Below are 20,919 nucleotides of genomic sequence, written 5' to 3'. Positions count from 1 at the left end.
GGCGTTCGCTTATCCGGCATCCCTACCCGTACCCGTTTGCTCTACCAAGGCACCGAAAATAACAAAAAACTCTTTTCCCGTCAACCACAATCTTTCCACTTATTTCAACTCAATTGTATACAACGGTGTCGCTGCTGAAATTATAGTTTGCCCCTAGAGGGGGCTGGCTGATAAAATCGCCCCGGACGAACCAGTCACATTAACCAGGGGGGAGAATTTGACAATGCAACGGTTAAAGGAGACTCGGCCTGCCCACAAGGCCGGTTTGCTTCACAGGCTCGTCGTCGTTTTTGCGGCGATTGCCTTGATGGCCGGCGCCCTGCCAGTCGGCGGCCAATCCATTCAAGCCATTTTCAACATTGACCTTGGGGCCGTTCCCAGCCCCGCCAACATCAGAGTTCTGGGCGCCGGCGCCGACGATCATCTGAGCGGCAACGGCATGCCTAATAACTTCAGCACCTTTACCCGCGCCCATGCCATTGCCGTCGGCGATTTCAACAAAGACGGCTTTCAGGATATCGTCATTGGCGCCCCGGACGCCGACTTCACACCGGCAGCGCCGGCGACGCCACGCGCCAACGCCGGAGCGGTGTATGTGGTCTTTGGCCACGCGACGTTTGCCGCGGGCTCAGTTATTGATACCAACCTGGCTGCCGCGATCCAGCCGGACATCCGCATCTTTGGCGCGAATGCCAACGACGAAACCGGAACCGCCGTCGCCGCCGGCGATGTCAACGGCGACGGAATAGACGACCTTATCATCGGCGCTCCCGGCTTTGACACGACGACCGGCAGCCCCGCGACCGTCCTGCATGAGAATGCCGGCGCGGTCTACATCATCTATGGCGCGACCAGTCTGACGGCGAGAACCATCGACCTCTCTCAGGCCAACGTGGTGAATGTGACGATCACCGGCGAGAATACCGGTGACCTCTTCGGCAACGCGCTGGCCGTCGGCGATGTCAACGGCAGTCAGAACTCGACGGCTGACCTGCTAGTCGGCGCGCCGGGCAGCAGCGGGCCGGCGCCCGGCACGGCAGCCCGCCCCGGAGGCGGCGCCGCATTTCTTCTGCAAGGCGGCAGCGGCCTGGCCAATACACAAGCGACGACACGGCTCATCGATCTCGCCACGACTGTCGCACCGGTCCGCATTTATGGAAAGACCGGCAGCCAGCTTGGTGCCAGCGTTGCCATCGGCGACGTGAATTCCGGCGGGGCCGCCGACTTGATCGTCGGCGCGCCACAGGCGGCAAGGCCCGACCAGGCGGGCGATGTCTCTGACACCGGCGCCGTTTATGTAGTCTTCGGCGGCACGAATCTGACGCCGACGCCGCCTGCCACCTCATTGACCGTAGACCTCGCGAATGCCAGTCTGACGACTCCACGGCTGGTCATCTATGGCGCTTCGTCAAAAGACCATCTCGGCGTATCGGTCGCGGCGGGTAACGTCCGCGCCAGCGGCGCTGTAGACCTGATCATGGGTGCGCCCGACGCCGATGGCCCGGCCGACGCACGAGCCGACGCCGGCGAGGCGTATATTCTTGCGGGCGGCTCCGATCTCAACCCTGCCGCCAATACTTCCGAGCGCCGCATAGACGTGTCACTCGGCACGATCAACCTGACCATCTACGGCGCGGCGGCGGGCGACCACCTCGGCTCGACCGTGGCGGTCGGCCGCATCAACACGCAGAGTAACACCGATAACACCGCCGACGTGCTGATCGGCGCGCCCGGCGCTTTGCTGAGAAAAGGCGCAGTCCACGTCTTCTACGGCGGCCCAAACCTCTTTAGCCGAGCGACCAGTGATCTCTCGCTTTTCGGCCAGAACGATTTGACCATCACCGGCGAGGCCGCCGGCGACGAGCTGGGCTGGGCGATTGCTGCCGGTGACATAGATAACAACCGCGGCGGCGATCTGATTCTCGGCGCGCCATTCGCCGACATCACAGGGCGCACGGACGCCGGCAAAGCTTACGTCCTGCTCGCGGCCAACGAAAACGTGCCGCCGGTCAACCAGAACCCTGTCGTCACGGTGACGCTGCCCAACGGCGGCGAATTCGTCCTCGGTGGTCTGAATTACAACATCACCTGGACGGCGACCGACCCGAACGGCGACAACACGATTGACCATTTCAACATCCTCCTCTCGACCGACGGCGGCGCGACCTTCCTCACACAGCTTAACGCCAGCCCGGTCGCGGGCACGGCACGGTCATTCACCTGGGCAGTGCCGACCGGCTTGAACACCTCGACGGCGCGCATTCGTGTCATTGCCTTCGACACGGCGGGCGGCACCGGCCAGGATGACAGCAACGGCAATTTCACGATCACCGACGCCGGCATCGGCGTGACGCTTACCGCCCCGAACGGTGGCGAGCTGCTCAGGCCGGGCTCGGTATTTAACATCACATGGACGGTTCCCGAAGCGCTGGCCACACAGGTCAAAGGCTTTGACCTCTTCCTGACCACCGATAACGGGCAGACCTTCAGACCGATCACGGCGTCGAATCCGACCAACCCGGCGCTGCCGGGCACGGCGCGCAGCTTCAGTTGGACGGTTGATAACCTTTGCACGACGACGGCGCGCGTGACCGTGCGCGCGACGAGCGTGACGGGGGCGATCTCGACCGACATGAGCGACGGCCCCTTCGCCATCGCCAACCCCGGCCCGACCATTGACTTCAGCACGGAGGTGACCGGCTTCTCTAGCTCCAGCGTGCTGTTGTTCAGCACGACGGCGCCGACGGGCGGCACCGAGGTGCGCTTCGAGGACGGAGTCACGGTGGAGATTTCGACGGATCAGACCGGCACGCAGTTCTTCCAGCCGACGAAGATTAAGCTGAAGAAGAATGGCAAGCGGCTGCTGATCAAGGGGACCATCAACAATCAGGAGATCGGGGTCTTCTGGCCGGATAATACGATCCGCATCGTCCGGTTCACCAACCCGAATTGTGGAGTGACCACTCTCAGGTTGCGGCGCGTCGGCGATACCGTCGTCGTCGCGGCTGCCTTTGACGGCGTCGCCTCGCAAAGCATCCAGTGAGGCGATCAAAAGCCAGGCGCTAGACAAGAGAGGCTAGCGCCTGGAGCCAAGCGCGTCACTGCGACGCGCTCGGCTCCAGGCGCTAGCCTCTCGCTTCTTGCTGCGGTTGCCCTCAGCGCTTCTCATAATAGCGCATCACCAGCCCGTCGCGGCCAATGGCGTAGCCGCGATTCTTATAAAACGATACCGAAAAAAGATCCGCCGTCGTTCGGCTGTCCTGCTCGATCCAGTCGCGCCCGCCGTTATACGTGCGAATGATGCGGCCCTGGTGGCCGACCACCCAGCCGGTCTTCTTGTCTATGAAGCTAATGCCAAAGAGCTGCTCTGAAACTTTCAGGCTCGCGCGTTCCCAGGTCGCGCCGCCGTTTTCCGTGCGCAGCAGCACGCCTTTGTCGCCGGTTATGAGCCCCGTTTGATCGTCGAGAAAATAGACGCGGTTCAAATCTTCCTGCACTCCCGAACGCTGCGGATACCAGTTGCGCCCGCCATCGTTCGTATGCAAGATCGAGCCGCCAGTGCCGACCACCCAGCCGCGTTCGTCACGAAAGCTCAAATGAAACAACTGCGCCTCTGTGCCGCTGTGCTGCTCGCGCCAGCTCGCGCCACCATTGCCGGTCGTCAGAATCAGGCCGTGATCGCCGACGATGTAGCCTTTGTCTTTATCGATAAGCTGCACGGAGTAGAGATCAACCAGGCCGACTTCGTCCTGCCCATCGCGAAAGCGCAGCGAATAATTGCTGCGCACGAAGCTGCGTCCGCCATCGGTGCTTTGCAGGATCGTCCCTTGATCGCCGACGATGGCAATGTGCTCGCCGCGCACCGCGACATCATTCAAGCTCATGTCCACCACGGACGGGATTGCATTAAAGGTGCGCCCTTCATCCGATGAGCGCCCAATCAAGCCTTTGGCGCCGACCACCCAGATGTCGTCGCCGTCATAAGTCACCGCGTTGATGATCGCCGGCTGCCCGTCCTGCTGGATGGTGGTCAGCCGTGACCATCCCTGCTGCGCGAAACCCAGCGCCACAATGGCAAGAAACAAGAGGCCGGCGGCAAAAGGAATAAATGCCCTGCCCGGCCACGTGGCCATCCCCATTCGAATATTAAATGTCAACCGTTGAATTTTGCCCCACCTATTGCTTATTGCCTCCTGCCCATTGCCTTCTGCCTGCATCCGCTCATTCCTCCGTGGTCGTTTTGACGCCGAGCTGACGAAGCTTGAATCTTTGCACCTTTCCTGTCGCCGTGCGCGGCAGCGATTCGACAAGCTCAACCTGTGACGGCGACTTGTAACGCGGCAGGCGCGCCGCGGCAAAGGTTTTCAGATCAGCAATGAGTCGTTCGGCATCGTCAACTGGTCGGATGACCACGTAGGCGCGAGTGGTTGCCAGTCCATCACTGCCGGTCGCCGATACCACCGCGGCTTCGATCACATCGGGATGGGCAACCAGCACGCTTTCGACTTCGATGGGCGATACCCAGAGGCCGCTCACTTTGAAGCAATCGTCCGAGCGCCCAATGTGATAATAGAAATCTTCTTCATCCTGCCTGTAGACATCTCCGGTTTTTACCCACCCGTCCAGAATTGTCGCCGCCGTCAGGTCGTCGCGGTTCCAGTAGCCTGCAAAAGCGCTTGCGCCTTTGACCCACAGGTTGCCGGGCGTATCGGCGGCAACTTCGCCGCCCGCATCGTCGAGCAGCCGGGCCGTGTAGCCTTCAACGACGCGCCCGCTCGACCCGGCTCGCGCTTCGGTCGGATGATTGGAGATAAAGATATGCAACATCTCTGTCGAGCCGATGCCGTCGAGGATTTCCAGGCCAAAGGTGTCGCGCCATTCTTCAAAGACGCGCGCCGGCAAGGCTTCGCCTGCCGACACGCACATGCGCAACGATGACGGATCAAGCGGATGCGTCGCGTGATGATCGAGCAGGGCGCGATAGATCGCCGGGACGCCAAAGAAGACCGTCGGCGCCGTTTCGATCAGCAGGTGTGCGATCTGTCCCGGTGTCGGGCGCTCGCAATCAAGAATCACCGTAGCGCCCGCGGCCAGCGGGAAAGTCAAACTATTCCCAAGTCCATAGGCAAAAAACAGCCGTGACGATGAATAGACGCGGTCATCGCTCGTCAGCCGCAAGACATTTTCGCCATAGGTCTGCGCCGTGTCGCGTGGCGCGCCGTGCCTGTGCAATGCGCCTTTCGGCCTGCCGGTGCTGCCTGATGTGTAGAGCATAAACGCCGGTGACACACTCGTGGAGTGCGCGGCCTCGCTCAAGGATTCGACTTCCGGCGTTTCGTTCTTTGTCCAGCGGCGCGCATCCACGGTCATTATGTTCGACGCTCGGCGGGCGAATCTCTCAGCGCCTGCAAGCTTAGGCGCTAGCTCCTCTTCACAGACGACCAGGCGGGCGCCGCTATCGGCCATGATGAATTGGATGTCATCAGCCGGCAGCGCGGTGTTTATGGGGACGCTTATCGCGCCGATCCTTGCACCGGCGAGAAAGGCCGCAATGAAGAGCGGCGAATCGTAAAGCAGTAAGGCTACACGGTCGCCGGGGCTGACGCCGCTTTCGACCAGCCGCGCCGCCCAGGCGTTAACCAAACGGCCTAGCTCTGAGTATGAAATGGATTGGCCGCGGTATTCGATGGCCGTCGCCTGAGCAAGATCGGCTAGTCGGGCAGGGCTGAGAAAATAGTCGCAGAGGTTAAAAGAATCGCTGTCGCTCATAGCGCCGCGATTATATGCCAGGCCGTCGCCGTCTTCCAGGCAGCGCCCTCACAATGGACTGTAGACGTCTAATCCATCCTTGCGCGCCATCGCCAGGCGGTTCTCGGCAACAGCATAATCGAGGTGCGCGACCGTCTCTGACAGGGCGAGGAAGCGATGATAGCCGGCGGCATCGGGGAACAAGCGTAAAGAAGCTTCCCAGGCGGTCGTTCCGCCCTCGGGCACCAATCCCATAACCTTGGTTTGTCGCAACTCAGTGAAGCGATAGAGGCGATGAAAGTGCTCGTTATAATCGCTGACATCGTCGCCGTGCCCACCCTTCAGCACCGTCGGCGCCAGCGACCGCAGCCGGGCCAGTGATACCAGATACTCGCCGAGCGATTGAAAGCGCCGCTTCTCATCTATCGGGTCGGGACTGAGCACAGGGTTAGGCGTGATATTCTTGAGCACCGTGTCCGAAGAAAAAACCAGTCGGTTGCTGGTGCGCACCAGACAGATCGAGCCCGGCGTGTGCCCCGGCGTATGCGCCACCGTCAGGCTCTCTTTGGCAAACAGAATCTCATCCCCGTCTTTCAGGGTTTCGACTTCGCTGAGCGGGTAGGCATAGCCTTTGAATTTTTCATATCCCGCTTCCATCCGCGCAATCAATTCGCGCGGCACCCCTGCCGTCGCCAGCAACTCACGATAGGCTTGATAATCCGTCGTGTGCGATACAGCCGGCGCGTCCCACTCGTGAATCATCACGGTCGCCTTTGATTCTTCCTGGACGCGTTGCGCCAGCCCATAATGGTCTGCGTGCGCATGCGAGATGATGATCCGGCGGATGTCAGAGAAATTGTAGCCAAGCTCGCGCAGCCCTGCGCGCAAGGCCGCCAGCGATGCCTCATCGCGCGGCCCGGCATCGATCAAGGTTAGCGGCTCTTCCTCGATCAAATAGACATTGACCGGCCCGACGTAAAAAGGGGTGGGAACGATGATGCGATGAACTTTCATAGCGATTGAGTAAGTCGGGCAGAGTGAGGAGGCAGGAGGCAGGAGGCAGGAGGCAGCCCAGAGGATATGCGAACTGTCTAGTCGACTTGCTTCAAGTAACGACTAACGATCAATGGCTGCCTACCGCTTCCTGCCTCCTGCCTCCTGCCTCCTGCTTCCTTGTTCACTAAGACAAGTTATACCGGCCCGCTTCGATCACGGCGTCGGCAATGCGGCGGCGTGCCGCGACGGTGTTGACCGGCATGAACTTCATGTAGCGGCGCAACACGCCCATCATCATGCGCAAGTCGTCGCCTTCGCTCATCGCGGCGATGGCCGTCTTGGCGCGCTGCTCAACTCGCTGAACGGCATCATTGGCAAACACGCGGGTCGCGTCAATCTGCAAACCGCAACTGGCTTCGCCCTTCAAAGAAATCGCCTTCTCGGTTCTCATGATGGCGCTCTCCATTGCGAAGACATCCATAATCATGTCGCTAGCGGCGGCGAGTATCTCTTGCTGTTCGGTCGCCTTATCGCGATAGCGCAGAGCCACCGAGCCGAGAACGGCGACAACCGCTTTCTTGCAGTTTTCGAGCGCCTGGCGCTCCGCCGCGAAGACCGTCTCCGGCAACTCTTCAGGCAGCGACGGGCTGAGCATCTCTTCCTGTAACTTCTTGGCTGCCGCAAAGAGTGTGTTCTCGCCTTTGGCGGCGCGGCGCAAAAACTGGCCGGCAATGATCAGGCGGTTGATCTCGTTGGTGCCTTCATAGATGCGCGCGATGCGGGCGTCGCGGTAGGCGCGCTCGACCGGATAATCACTGCTGTAGCCGTTGCCGCCAAAGACCTGCACTGCCTCGTCGCAGGCATAGCTAAGGTACTCGCTGCCGATCACCTTAATCGCCGAGCATTCGACGGCGTAATCTTCGATGGCTTTCAAGGCTTCCTTCGGGACGTTGCGATCCACAGAGGCGAGCGCCTCTTCGATCATGCCGACGGTGCGATAGATCGTGCACTCGGCGACGTAAGCGCGAATCGCCATCTCGGCGAGCTTCTGCTTGATGAGCCCGAACGAAGCGATGGGCACGCCGAATTGATGGCGCTGCCTGGCGTATTCCGTGGCGATGCCGGTGAGCCGCTTGACGCCGGCAATCGAGCTGACGCCGAGCTTCAGGCGGCCGATGTTGAGAATGTTGAAGGCGATCTGGTGGCCTTTGCCGATCTCGCCGAGGACGTTTTCGACGGGAACCTGGGCGTCTTCGAGATTCACTGCGCAGGTCGAAGAGCCGTTGAGCCCCATCTTGTGTTCCTCCGGCGCAATCGTCACGCCGGGGAAGGTGCGCTCGACGATGAAGCCTGTGAACTTGTCGCCGTCCACCTTCGCAAAGACGACGAAAACATCGGCGAAGCCGGCGTTGGTGATCCACATCTTCTGACCGTTGAGCAGGTAATGCTTGCCGTCTTCGGAAAGCCGCGCCGTCGTCTTTGCCGCCAGCGCGTCCGAGCCGGAGCCGGATTCAGTCAACGCATAAGCGCCGACCCATTCGCCAGTGGCCAGCTTCGGCAGGTACTTGCTCTTCTGCTCGTCGTTGCCGAAATAGACAATCGGCAGCGTGCCGATGGTGGTGTGCGCGCCGAGCGAGCCTGAAAACGACGCCTGTCCCGAAAGATTCTCGGAAGCCACCAGCGAGGCGAGCAAATCAAGCCCCGCGCCGCCGTACTGCTCAGGGATGTCTATTCCCAACAGGCCCAACTCGCCCGCCTTGGCGAGCAGCGAGCGATGCACCGCATAGGATTTCGATTCGATCTCGGCGTCGAGCGGCAAGACCTCTTTCTCAAAAAACTCTGCCGCCGTCTGGCCGATCATGCGCATTTCGTCGCTGAGCTCTTCTGGTGTGAAAATATCTTCAGGGCGATGGTCTTCAAGGATGAAGCTGCCGCCGCGTAACACTCTCTTCGATTCAGCCGGTCTGGTCATCACCTTATCTCCTTCGTACATGACCGAATTCGATTTTGGATTTTCATAGCTTGGCGCTTCGCGCCGGCGATTTTGGATTTTGGATTGGCGGAAAGTTCGGACAATGCCATGCGCTCTGTCCCTCAATCCAAAATCGGCAATCCAAAATCCAAAATCGAATTCGGTTGTTGGTCTAATTTAACAATTCAAAAATGCCTGCCGCGCCCATGCCGCCGCCGACACACATGGTCACCAGGCCATAGCGGGCGTTGCGACGGCGCATCTCGTGCAGGATGGTCGCCGTCAGCTTGGCGCCGGTGCAGCCGAGCGGGTGGCCGAGCGCCACCGCGCCGCCATTGACATTCACACGGTCCCGGTTGATGCCAAGCTCTTTGATGACGGCGAGTGCCTGCGCCGCGAAGGCTTCGTTCAGCTCGATGAGGTCGATCTGATCGAGCGTCAGGCCGGCGATTCGCAAGGCTTTCGGCACCGCCGCCACAGGCCCGATGCCCATGTAATCAGGCGAGACGCCGGCCGTGGCATAGGCGACAAATCGCGCCATCGGCTTCAGCCCAAGATCACCGGCCTTGTCAGAAGACATGACAATAGCCGCCGCCGCGCCGTCTGAAGTCTGCGAAGAGTTGCCCGCCGTCACTGTGCCGCGCGCGTGAAAGGCCGGTCGCAGTTTGCCTAACGCGTCGAGCGAAGTGTCGGCGCGCGGCCCTTCGTCGGTATCGAAAGTAAATTCTTTGACCGCGCGCTTGCCTTTTGTGTCGAGCTCGACGTTATGAACCTGGAGCGGCGTAATCTCTTCTTTGAACCTGCCGGATTGAATGGCTTCGACAGCCTTTTGATGGCTGACGAGCGAGAACTCGTCGGCCTCCTGGCGCGAGATGGAATACTTCTGCGCCAGGTTCTCTGCCGTCAATCCCATATTCAAGAAGTAATCCGGCCATTGCTCGACGAGCGTCGGGTTCGGGCGAATCGTGTGGCCGCCCATCGGAATCATGCTCATCGTTTCGGTGCCGCCGGCAACGACACAGTCTGCCCAGCCGGCCATAATGCGCTCGGCGGCAAAGGCGATGGCTTGCAGGCCAGACGAGCAGAAACGGTTGATCGTCACCGCCGATGTTTCTTTCGGCAGCCCCGCCAGCCAGCCTGCCTGCCGGGCAACATTCATGCCCGCCTCGGCTTCCGGAGTCGCGCAGCCCATCACCACGTCTTCGACCAATGCCGGGTCGAGTCCGGGCGCTCGCTCAAGCGCCGCCTTGATTGCCGCCGCCGCCATGTCGTCGGGCCGCGTGTCTTTCAGAGTGCCGCGCGGCGCTTTGCCGACGGCGGTCCGCGCCGCTGAAACAATCACTGCTTCTTTCATTGCTTCCTCTCCAATCCTGCTTGCGGTTTTCTTCTCGTAAAACCAACCCATGCAAATTAGAAACGTTATCAGACGGGAGTCGCGGCTGGCGGCCGCCGCCGGTCGGCAAAGCGCCCCGCCGGCTCAGTTGCGCAGCGGCTTGCCGGTCTTCAGCATGTGCTGAATGCGCTCCTGCGTCTTGCGCTCGCCGCACAGCGACACGAACGCTTCGCGCTCCAGGTCGAGCAGGTATTGCTCGCTCACCTGCGCGGCGTGCGTCAGATCGCCGCCGGTGATAATGTAAGCCAGCTTACGGGCGACGTGCGCGTCATATTCGCTGATGTAGCCGCCGCGCACCATCATGTGAATCGCCAGCTTAATGGGCGCGAGCGCCGCTTCGCCCAGCACCGGAATGTCTGTGCGCGGGTGCGGCGCGACGTAGCCTTCGCGCACCATCGCCAGGGCCGTCTGCTTGGCGTCTTCGATCAAGCGGTCACGGTTCATCGTGATCGGGTCAGTGTCACGCAAGAAGCCAAGCTCGCGCGCCTCGAAAGCGCTGGTTGATACCTTCGCCGTCGCAATCGTTTCCGACACCTTGCGGATGCGGGCAAAGAGGTCACCGCCAGAAGCCGCGCCTTCAGTGGCGCGCAGCACCAGTTCTTTGACGCCGCCGCCCGCGGGGATCAAGCCGACGCCGACTTCAACCAGACCCAGGTAGGTTTCAGCCGCCGCTCGCGCTCGGTCACCGTGCATCGTCACTTCGCAGCCGCCGCCGAGCGCCATGCCGTGCGTCGCCACGACGACGGGCTTCGCCGAATAGCGCAGATTCATATTGGCGTTCTGGAACTGCCGCACGGACATGCCGATCTCGTCCCACTCGCCTTCCTGAATGCCGAGCAGCAGCAACATGATATTGGCGCCGACCGAGAAGTTCTCCGCCTGATTACCAATGACCAGCGCCTCGAAGTTCTCACCGACCTCTTTGACCGCGGAATTCATCATCGCCACGGTGTCGGCGCCGATGGCGTTCATCTTTGAGTGAAACTCCAGGCAAGCGACGCCATCGCCGATGTCTATCAGCGACGCCGCGCCATTCTTCTTGATGACCCGCTGGCGCTCCTTGAGCGACTTGAGAATCAACACCCCCGATTGCTGCGGCGCTTCTCGATAATCGCCCGATTCAAGGTCGAAGTAATAGGTGCGACCTTCGCGGCGTTCATAGAAGCTCGACTTGCCTGAAGCGAGCAGCTTCTCGACCAGCGGCGGGATCGTCTCACCGTCTTCTCGCATGCGCGCGACAGACTTTTCGACGCCGATCACATCCCACAGCTCGAAGGGGCCGAGGTCATAATTAAAGCCCCAGCGCACGGCGTTATCGATGTTCAGGATGTCGTCGCTGATCTCAGGGATGCGGTTCGCGGCATAGATGAGGTTGGCGCTGATCGTCTTCCAGAGAAACTCGCCGACGCGATCTTTGCCATAGATCAACGTGCGGATGCGCTCGGCTTTATTGTCTATCGCCCTGGCGGCTTCGATGGCCGGCTGGCGGACTTTTTCAGCCGGGCGGTATTCGAGGGTTTTGTAATCGATGACCCAGTACTCCGTCTTCCCGCCTTCGCCTTTGACGCGCTTGTAAAAGCCCTGGCCGGCTTTGTTGCCTACCCAGCCGCGCTTGACCATCTCGCGGAGAAAGTCCGGCGGCACCAGCGCGTCACGCTTCTCGTCATGCGGCACCATCGGGTAGAGGTTCTCGGCGACATAAAGCGCCGTGTCGAGGCCGACGATGTCAGTCGTGCGAAAGGACGCGGATTTCGGGCGCCCGATCAGCGGGCCGGTCATCGCATCCACTTCTTCAATCGAATATTCGCCGTCGAGCATGACGCGAATGGCATTCAGCGAGCTGAACGAGGCGATGCGATTGGCGATGAAGTTCGGCGTGTCTTTCGCGTAAACGATTCCCTTCCCGAGACGGCGGTCACAGAAGTCAGCGACAAGGCTTGTGACTTCTGCCGCGGTGTCGGGCGTCGGAATGATCTCTAACAGCTTCAGGTAGCGCGGCGGGTTGAAGAAGTGCGTGCCGAGAAAATGGCGGCGAAAGTCTTCACTGCGCCCTTCGGCCAGCGCGGCGATGGGCAGGCCCGAAGTGTTTGAGGTGACAATCGTGCCGGGCCGCCGATGCGCTTCAACCTGCGCATAGAGGTCGCGCTTGATGTCGAGCTTTTCGACGATGGCTTCAACGATCCAATCCACCCCCGCCAGCTTTTCAAGGTCATCCGTATAATTCCCGGTCGTTATCAGACCCGCGACTGAAGCGGCGAAGAAAGCCGCCGGCTTGATCTTTCGCGCCGCCTCGAACCCGCCATTGACGATGCGGTTGCGCACCGCCCGGCTGTCGAGCGTTAGCCCGCGCTTGGCTTCTTGCGCGGCCAACTCGGCGGGCGACATGTCAAGCAGCAACACTTCAACTCCGGCGTTGGCAAAGTGCGCGGCGATCTGCGCGCCCATCGTCCCCGCCCCCAGCACGGCAACTTTATTGATTTTGTAGCTCACATTCGTTCTCCACTAAAAACATTCGGCAGAACCCGCTAGCGCCGCGCCGCCACCGTGACCGGGTTGCGGTCGTCTGCGTATAGGCGATCAATCTCTGAGGCGTAATGATTCTCGATGACGCTGCGGCGCGCTTTCAGCGTCGGCGTCAGGTCGCCTGATTCAATCGTCAGCTCTTTGGCCAGCAAGGCGACGCGCTTTACCTTCTCCCACTGGCCCAGCTCGGCAGTGTATTTGTCCACCTGGCGCTGCATCAGGTCGATGATGCGTGGATGTCGCAGCAGGTCGCTGTCCGACTCGTATTCGATTCCTTTCATCTCTGCGTAGCTCCGCAGCAATTCCAGATTCGGCACGATCAAGGCCGCTGGAAACTTGCGAGCGTTGCCGACGACGAAGACCTGCGCGACGAAGCGCGAAGACTTGATCATGCTCTCGACACGCTGCGGCGCAACGTACTTGCCGCCGCTCGTCTTGATCAACTCTTTCTTGCGGTCGGTGATCACCAGAAACCCGTCTTCATCGAGATGGCCGATGTCGCCAGTGCGCAGCCAGCCATCCTCGGTAAAGGCCGCGGCATTCTCTGCGGGGCGGTTGTAATAGCCCTTCATCACCGTGTCGCCTTTGACGAGGATTTCGCCGTCGTCGGCAATCTTCACCTCTACGCCGTCAAGCACAGGGCCGACCGTGCCAATGCGATTCCGGGTTTCGGTGTTGCACGAGATCGAAGGCGAGGTTTCGGTCATGCCGTAGCCTTGCAAGATCGGCAGGCCCGCGGCGGCGAAAAGATAGGCGATCTCCGGGGCGAGCGGCGCGCCGCCCGAAATAAAAACGCGAATCCGCCCGCCGACTGCTTCGCGCCATTTGCTGAAGACCAGCTTGTCGGCAATGCGGTGTTGCAGGGATAGCCACCAGCCCGCAGGTCTCCCCTCATTACGCCGCACCGCCCAGTCATGACCTACGCCGAGCGCCCAGAGAAAGATTTGCTTCTTCGGGAATCCTGCCCCGAGGCCGCGCTCGATGATGCGCGCATAGATCTTCTCGAACATCCGCGGCACGCTGGTCATCACCGTCGGGCGGACTTCGACAAGATTGGCGGCGACGCTGTCAATGCTCTCTGCGTAAGAAACCACCGCGCCGGCATACAGGAAGAGATACCACATCGCGCGCTCGAAGATGTGTGTGAACGGCAGGTAGGTCAGGACACGGTCGCGCCGGTTTTCGAGCGCGCTCCAGCGATAGCTCAACAGCGTGTTGGCCGTCAGATTCTTATGCGTCAGCATCACGCCTTTCGGGTCGCCGGTCGTCCCCGATGTGTAAAGCAGAGTTGCCAGGTCTTCGGGCTGCGCCGCCCGCCAAAGTGTTTCGTAGAGGGCGGGCTGCTCGCCGTAGAGCGCGCGGCCTGCGTTCGTCAGGCTTTCGGCGCGGACTACCGCTTCGCCGCCTGTGGCCGGCTCGTCAAAGACGAAGACCAACTCAAGCGACGGCAATTGCGGCTTCAACTCCAGGAGCTTGTCAAGGAACGGGCCCGAAACGAAGATGGCACGCGCCGCCGAATCGTTGAGAATGTATTCGACCTGATCGGGCGACTGCGTGGTATAGATCGGCACGTCTACGGCGCCCGTCGCCAGGGTCGCCAGATCGGCCAAGTTCCATTCCGGACGATTCTCCGACCAGATCGCGACGCGGTCACCACGCTCGATACCATGCCGGATAAGCCCCAGCGCCAGCTCACGGACCCGGCGAGCCACTTCGCCATAGGTCAACGATTGCCACCCGCCGCCGCGCTTGAAGCGCAGGAATTCATCATCGCGGAAGCGCGTGACCGCAAGGTTGAAAACTTCGTTCAGTGTGCGTGGCTCTGCGGTCATCCGTTACCTTTGCGCGGCGGCGCGGCTTGCAGGCCGTTCAGCAGCAGATCGATCACCGAGTCGGCGGTCGAAATCAGGCTATAGCGCCGGCGGCTCAAGACCCAGTTGGTTGCCATCTCGTCGAGCGCCCCAAACAACACCTTGGCGGCGATTGTCGTGTTTAAGCCTTTGCGAAAGAAGCCGCCGCGCTGCCCCTCTTCAATGACGCCGCGAATCAAGTCGAGGTATTCGCTGATCTTGGTTGCCGAAAACTGCTCCATGAATTTAGTAGACGAGCGCAGCTCGACCTGAAAGACGATGGCCAGGTCGCGGTCGCGGCCCAGTCGGTCGAGGTGTGCGTGGACGATGCGCTCGAGCTTTTCGCGCGGGTCGCTGACTTCGTCGAGCCGGCGGCGGCCCGCGCCGAGCGCCTCGTCCATGACGTGATTGAAGATCGACACCAGGATGTCATCTTTATTCTTGAAGTAAAGGTAGACGGTGCCGTCGGCGACGCCGGCCTCGCGAGCAACATCGGCAACCTTCGCGTTGAAAAAGCCGCTGCGCGCAAAGACCTTGATCGCCGCCCGCAGGATGGCTTCGGACTTGCCGTTGGTTTGCGCGACGCGCCGTGCGGTTGGCATCGTTGATCCTTTCCAAAAAATGAATGATGGTTCATTCACTTTTTACATTTTTTCTTGCCCCGATGCAAGTCCTTCGCGGTGGCAAAGCGAACTCCCTGCCCCGCCCGCTGAGGATGCCTTTTACTAAGATAGCGCGAGAGTGATAAAATCAGGTGAGGACGCAAATCGCATTGTGACCAATCTCCTGTTCAGGGCCGCGGGTTAAGCGGCTCTCAATCCTTGAAGTCAGATGATCCGAGAGCCGGCTACGAAATCCAGGCCAATCCTTTACCCGCTGTTGCTGCTGGCCGTTTGCGCCGTCTATTTCGGCTCCGCGCGGCTGGGCTTATCGCTCGCCTTTCTTCACGCCAATGTTTCTCCCGTCTGGCCGCCGACCGGCGTTGCCATCGCCGCCGTCTGGCTGCTCGGCTATCGCATTGCGCCGGCGATAGCTGTCGGCGCGCTGCTGGTGAATTTGGCGACCGATGTTTCTTTGATCACCGCTAGCGGCATCGCCGCCGGCAACACCCTGGAGGCGGTTACGGCGGTCTTCCTGCTGCGCCGCTTTGTCGGTCGCAGCCCGTTTTATCGCACGCCCGACATCTTGAAATTCGTCGTCATTGCGGCAATCAGCACCGTCGTCAGCGCGACTATCGGCAACCTGAGCCTCTGCCTCGGCGGCGCGTCGTGGGATAACTTCGGCGCGCTCTGGCTGACCTGGTGGCTCGGTGATGGCGGCGGCGCGCTGGTCGTCACGCCGTTGCTGGTGACCTGGCTTGACCGGCCGGCCGAGCGCTGGTCACTGAGGCGGCTTGGTGAAGCCTTGCTCTTGCTCGCTTCCTCATCGAGCGTCGCCGCCATCATCTTCGATGGCTGGCTGCTGCCGCGGATCGCCCGCTACCCTTTAGAGCATTTGATCGTGCCGTTCCTCCTGTGGGCAGCCTTCCGGTTCGGGCCGCGCGGCGCGACGACGACGATTGCCATACTGGCGACGATAGCTGTCTGGGGCACAAGGAGCGGCAACGGCCCGTTCGTTGAGCCGACGCCGAACGAGTCCCTGTTGATTCTGCAAGTCTTCGTCGCGGCAGTGGCGATCATGACACTGGTGCTTGCCGCCATCGTCAGCGAGCGCCGCCACGCCGAAGAAGCCTTGCGCGCCAACCAGGGTCAGCTTCGCCTGATCACTGACATTACCCCGGTCATGCTGACTCATTGCAGCCGAGACCAACGCCTTCTTTTCGCCAACCATGCCTACGCCGATATATTCGGCTTGCGACCTGAGCAGATCATTGGCCAATCCATCCCGGATGTGATTGGTGAAGAAGCTTACAAAACCATCCTTCCTTACATCGAAAGGGTGTTAAAGGGCGAAGCGATTGAGTACGAGGCTGAAGTGCCTTACAGGGATGTCGGCAGCCGCTTCATGCGCGTCGCCTACAAACCCGAACGCGACGCCACCGGAAACGTCGTCGGTTGGGTCGCCTCTTTGAGCGATATCACCGAGAGCAAGCGCGCCGAGGCGCAGATCAAAGACCTCAACTCCGAGTTGCAGCGTCGCATCGAGGAATTTCAGGCGTTGATTGACACGGCGCCCATCGGCATCGGCATCGCGCTCGATCCGCAATGCAAAGATATTTGGGGCAACCGCGAGTTTGCCCGCATGCTCGGCAGCGAGCAGCAGCAGAACCTATCGAAGAGCCATTCAACCGCCCTTGGCCTGTCATTCAAGGTCATTAGCAATGGCCAGGAAGTGGCTTCGGCGGAATTGCCCATGCAGCGCGCCTGCCGCGAAGGTCACGCCATGTTGGATGAAGAGCTGACCATCGTTCGCAGCGACGGCACAGCGATTCATGAGCTCTGCCGCGCCATCCCGCTCAAAGACGAGCAGGGCAAAGTGCGCGGCTGCATCGGCGTATTTCTCGACATCACCGACCGCAAGCGGGTCGAAGTCGAGCGCGAGCAATTGCTCTTGCGCGAGCACGATGCGCGCGCCGAAGCAGAGACCGCGAACCGCGTCAAAGACGAATTCCTCGCGACCGTTTCACATGAACTGCGTACGCCATTGAACTCAATGATGGGTTGGGCGCAACTGCTGCGCCAGGGCAATCTCGACGAGTCGAACGTTGGGCGCGCGCTGGAGACGATTGAGCGCAATGCGCGGGCACAGGCGAAACTGGTTGATGACTTGCTCGACGTGTCGCGCATCATCACCGGCAAGCTGCGTCTGAACAGCGCCCCCGTCGAGTTTGGCGAGATCGTCCAGGCGGCGATTGACATGGTGCGCCCGGCAGCCGCCGCCAAGGAGACACACATCGAGTTCATTCCCGATTGCGCCGCCTGCATCATCGCTGGCGACCCGGAGCGCCTCCAGCAGATCGTCGTCAATCTTTTGTCGAATGCCATCAAGTTCACGCCTAAAGGCGGGCGTGTCGTGAGCCGCCTGGAGTCTATAGAGGGCAACGCCCGGCTCACCGTCGAGGACAATGGCGAAGGGATTCCAGCGGAATTCTTGCCGCACGTCTTTGACCACTTCCGGCAGGCCGACAGCTCGCGGACGCGAAGACATGGGGGGCTCGGTTTGGGACTGGCCATCGTTCACCACCTGACAGCGTTGCACGGCGGCACCGTCGAAGCGCATAGTGATGGCCCGCAGCGCGGCGCGACCTTTACCGTCACGCTGCCGCTGATCGCCAGGGCGAGCCATTCGCAGGCTCCGACGTCAGATCAATCCCTCGCGCCGGGCGACACGGCGCGGCGGCTGTTCGGCATACGTTTGCTGCTGGTCGAAGATGACCCGGATTCGCTGGAGATGTTGCGCGTCGTTGTAGATTTGCATGGCGCTGAAGTCAAAACCGCAACCCGCACCTCCGAGGCATTAAAGATTGTCGAGCAGTGGATTCCCGACGTGCTCGTCTCTGATATCGGTCTACCGGATGAAGACGGCTACGCACTGGTAACCAAGGCCCGGCGGCTCGCACAAGAACGGGGCAAGCAAATCCCTGCGATTGCCTTGACCGGGTACGCGGGCGAACAGGAAGGGCGGCGGGCCTTGAGCGCGGGCTTCCAACACTACTTCCCCAAGCCGACCGAGCCGAGAAAGTTGATCGCCGCGATTGCCAGCCTTGCCTCTTATGATGATCGCCGACGTACGACCGCCGACCCATAAGCGGCAATCACATTTTTATCCCCGGACGCGACAATTCAATCTCGAAGTTATCCCTTGATCATCGGATGGATGCCGGCGGCTGACTTGAGGAAATCATGCGTTTTGATGAGTTGACGATTTATCTTGAAAAGCTGGAGAAGGCGAGCGGGCGGGCGGCGATGTACGATCTGCTCGGCAGTCTCTATAAGAAAGCCACGACCGAAGAGATCGGCCCGATTGCCTACCTGATGGAGGCGCAGCTCGCGCCCGCCTTCGCCGGCATACAACTCGGCATGGGCGAGCGCATGGTCGCCGCCGCCATCGCCCAGGTAACCGGCAAATCAGCCGAGCAAGTCAACAAGCTTTACAAAAAGCAAGGCGACCTCGGGCTGGTTGCCGAAGGGCTCTTGCCGAAGAAACGACAGAGCCGCCTGACCTTGCTGCGCGCCTACGAAGGCTTGCTCGACATCGCCCGGATGACGGGCTCTGGAAGCAGCGAAAAGAAGGTTGAGAAACTTGCGGCCTTGCTCAAGGCGACGGCCTCGCACGCGGCGCGCTATCTGGTACGGTTTGCCGTCGGGCGTCTGCGCCTCGGCGTCGGCACCCCGACGATCATTGAAGCCGTCGCACGCACACAAGACGACAGTCGGCAGGCCCGCGAAGTCATCGAGCGCGCTTACAATCTCTGCTCAGACCTCGGACTTGTGCTGACGACGCTGCGCGAGCATGGCCTCGGTAGCCTGAAACGGTTCAGGGTGCGGGTCGGCAATCCCGTTCGCATGATGCTGGCCGAGCGGTTGCCAGACGCCGAAGCGATCTTTAAGAAGCTCGGGCGCTGCGCCGTCGAAGCCAAGCTCGACGGGTTTCGCTGCCAGGTTCATTGGCGCGGCGGCAAAGCCGAAATCTTCTCGCGCAATCTCGAACGCCTGACCGACATGTTCCCCGACCTGGCCGCCGCGGTGGCCGCACAGATTAACGCTCGCACCGCCATCATCGAAGGCGAGGCGATGGCCTTCAACGAGGCGACCGGCGAGTTCTATCCTTTCCAAGTCACCGTCCAGCGCAAGCGCAAGCACAAGATTGCCGAGAAGGCCGAAGCCTGGCCGCTGGCCTTCATTGTCTTTGATCTGCTTTACGCCGACGGCAAGGATCAAACGGCAAAGCCTTATGAGGTGCGCCGCCTGGCGCTCGAAAAGCTGATCCGCTTCGACGGCCGCATTCGTCCTGTCGAGCGAAAGATCGTCGCCAGCGCCAAGGCCCTACAGCAATTCTTCGACGAACAGACGGGCGGCGGTCAGGAAGGCATCATCGCCAAGCGGCTCGATTCGCCCTATCAGGCGGGCGGCAGAAATTACAACTGGATCAAGCTCAAGCGCAACTACGGAAGCGAGCTGAGCGACACCATTGATGCGATCATCGTCGGCTACCTGCGTGGGCGCGGCATGCGCGCACGCCTGGGGATCGGCTCATTCGTCGCGGCGGCCTATGACGAAGCGACCGATAGTTTCAAGACCATCGGCAAAGTCGGCAGCGGGCTCAGCGAGGCGAACTGGATAAAGCTGAGAAAGCTCTTAGACGAGCAGGCAGTGACCGACAAGCCTGCGCGGGTTGATTCGCGCCTGTCGCCGGATGTCTGGGTCGAGCCGCGCCATCTCGTCACCATACTGGCGGACGAGATCACACGCTCGCCGGTTCATACGGCGGCGCTTGATGACGCGGGCAAAGGGCTGGCCTTGCGTTTCCCGCGCGTCGTCGGCTTCATCCGCGAGGACAAGTCCCCCGAAGACGCCACAACCGTCGCAGAGATTCAAAAGATGTACGCCATGCAGAAGCGCCAGAAGCGTTGATAGACTGAATAGATCACCCTTTGTAAACAACCGTTCCTACATGCTCGCCGTTGAGCGCGGCGGCAATCAGCTCAGGTTTGCGACCATTGATCAGTTGCAACGAGCGCAGCAGCCTGGCGTTGTCGAGCAGGTCAAGCACGACGCGGTCGAAGGGGAGCGTCTCAAACTGGCGCTGGCGAATCTCTGTGACGCTGATTTCGCGGATCAGCGACGCGCCCGAATCGCGCTTGGGGTCACTGGTGTACAAACCATCCACGTCTTTAACCAGCGTCAGCGAGGCGCAGCCAAAGCATTCGGCGAGCAGGAAGACGCCGGCGTCTGTGCGGTGCGGCGGGATGCGCCCGGTGGCCGGAGGATGCTCCCAGAGTGAGAAGGGCGGCACCCCATTGAAGATGACGCCGGGCGCGCTCTTGATGAAAAGCGGCAACAGGTGTCCAAAGATTTCAGGCGGGATGGCGACGACCCCGTGAGGGGCGAGCAGTGTGCCGAGGATGTGGGCATTGGCCAGGGCGTCGGCGGCCGCCAGTTGCGCCAGCACGCCGGTCGGCAGGCCGAGGTCAATGCCGATAGAGAAGACGTGGCGGCTGCGCGCGCCGCCGCCTGTGCCGATGATCAAACGTTTGGTCGTCAGACATTCGGCCAGGGCGTCAACAACCGGATAGACGACCTCGCGCCCGGCGTCGAGGACCGAACGCCCGCCGATCTTCAGCACATGGGCGTCAGGGAGCATGCGGAAGACGGGGGTTTCTGTGCCGCGCTGCACCTCTTTATCGAGCAGGCTTTCGCGCATCAGCAGCGATTGGAGGTGTTGCCGCCCATCGGTTGGCTTTGACGTTTCGCTCAATGATCTCCCCTTTCGATTAA

General features: G+C 60.9%; 12 protein-coding genes. 3 read left to right on the top strand and 9 right to left on the bottom strand.

All coding sequences use genetic code 11. The features are described 5' to 3' along the window. Positions 1-223 precede the first annotated feature (223 nt). Positions 224-3,043, top strand: a complete 2,820-nt coding sequence (locus VJ464_04865) for a hypothetical protein (GenBank protein HKQ04437.1) — start codon at positions 224-226, stop codon at positions 3,041-3,043. Positions 3,044-3,155: 112 nt separating this feature from the next. Here VJ464_04865 and VJ464_04860 read toward each other — a convergent pair whose 3' ends face one another. The 8 genes from VJ464_04860 to VJ464_04825 all read right to left on the bottom strand — a co-directional run bounded on the left by VJ464_04860 (position 3,156) and on the right by VJ464_04825 (position 15,084). Next, positions 3,156-4,133, bottom strand: coding sequence for a YCF48-related protein (locus VJ464_04860; GenBank protein ID HKQ04436.1), 978 nt, complete (start codon positions 4,131-4,133; stop codon positions 3,156-3,158). Between the two features lie 88 nt (positions 4,134-4,221). Next, positions 4,222-5,769, bottom strand: coding sequence for a benzoate-CoA ligase family protein (locus tag VJ464_04855; GenBank protein ID HKQ04435.1), 1,548 nt, complete (start codon positions 5,767-5,769; stop codon positions 4,222-4,224). A gap of 48 nt (positions 5,770-5,817) precedes the next feature. Continuing rightward, positions 5,818-6,762 carry an MBL fold metallo-hydrolase gene (locus VJ464_04850; protein ID HKQ04434.1) on the bottom strand — a complete coding sequence of 315 codons (945 nt, stop codon included), beginning with the start codon at positions 6,760-6,762 and terminating at the stop codon, positions 5,818-5,820. Positions 6,763-6,928: 166 nt separating this feature from the next. Continuing rightward, entirely contained in the window at positions 6,929-8,716 is a 1,788-nt protein-coding gene (locus VJ464_04845) for an acyl-CoA dehydrogenase family protein (GenBank protein ID HKQ04433.1), read from the bottom strand. Positions 8,717-8,888: 172 nt separating this feature from the next. Beyond that, on the bottom strand, positions 8,889-10,070 hold the full coding sequence (locus VJ464_04840; protein HKQ04432.1) for an acetyl-CoA C-acyltransferase: 1,182 nt from the start codon (positions 10,068-10,070) through the stop codon (positions 8,889-8,891). A gap of 123 nt (positions 10,071-10,193) precedes the next feature. Continuing rightward, positions 10,194-12,599, bottom strand: coding sequence for a 3-hydroxyacyl-CoA dehydrogenase NAD-binding domain-containing protein (locus VJ464_04835; protein ID HKQ04431.1), 2,406 nt, complete (start codon positions 12,597-12,599; stop codon positions 10,194-10,196). A 35-nt stretch (positions 12,600-12,634) separates the two neighbouring features. Next, entirely contained in the window at positions 12,635-14,464 is a 1,830-nt protein-coding gene (locus VJ464_04830) for a long-chain fatty acid--CoA ligase (protein HKQ04430.1), read from the bottom strand. Then, positions 14,461-15,084, bottom strand: coding sequence for a TetR/AcrR family transcriptional regulator (locus VJ464_04825; protein ID HKQ04429.1), 624 nt, complete (start codon positions 15,082-15,084; stop codon positions 14,461-14,463). Before VJ464_04825 ends, VJ464_04830 begins: the two co-directional genes overlap by 4 nt. Positions 15,085-15,313: 229 nt before the next feature. On the opposite strand from VJ464_04825, the gene VJ464_04820 reads away from it, so the two are divergent. Together VJ464_04820 and VJ464_04815 are read left to right on the top strand one after the other, a co-directional pair. Then, positions 15,314-18,229, top strand: coding sequence for an MASE1 domain-containing protein (locus VJ464_04820; GenBank protein HKQ04428.1), 2,916 nt, complete (start codon positions 15,314-15,316; stop codon positions 18,227-18,229). Positions 18,230-18,324: 95 nt separating this feature from the next. Then, positions 18,325-20,055, top strand: coding sequence for an ATP-dependent DNA ligase (locus VJ464_04815; GenBank protein HKQ04427.1), 1,731 nt, complete (start codon positions 18,325-18,327; stop codon positions 20,053-20,055). Between the two features lie 13 nt (positions 20,056-20,068). On the opposite strand, the gene VJ464_04810 is transcribed toward VJ464_04815, so the two are convergent. Beyond that, positions 20,069-20,899: a uridylate kinase gene (locus VJ464_04810; protein HKQ04426.1), complete on the bottom strand. Its 831-nt coding sequence runs from the start codon at positions 20,897-20,899 to the stop codon at positions 20,069-20,071. Between the last annotated feature and the right edge of the window lie 20 nt (positions 20,900-20,919).

The organism is Blastocatellia bacterium (assembly GCA_035275065.1).
GTDB lineage: Bacteria > Acidobacteriota > Blastocatellia > UBA7656 > UBA7656 > DATENM01.
The sequence above is the reverse complement of the archived record's forward strand: the minus strand, read 5'-3'. Positions and strand labels throughout refer to the sequence as shown.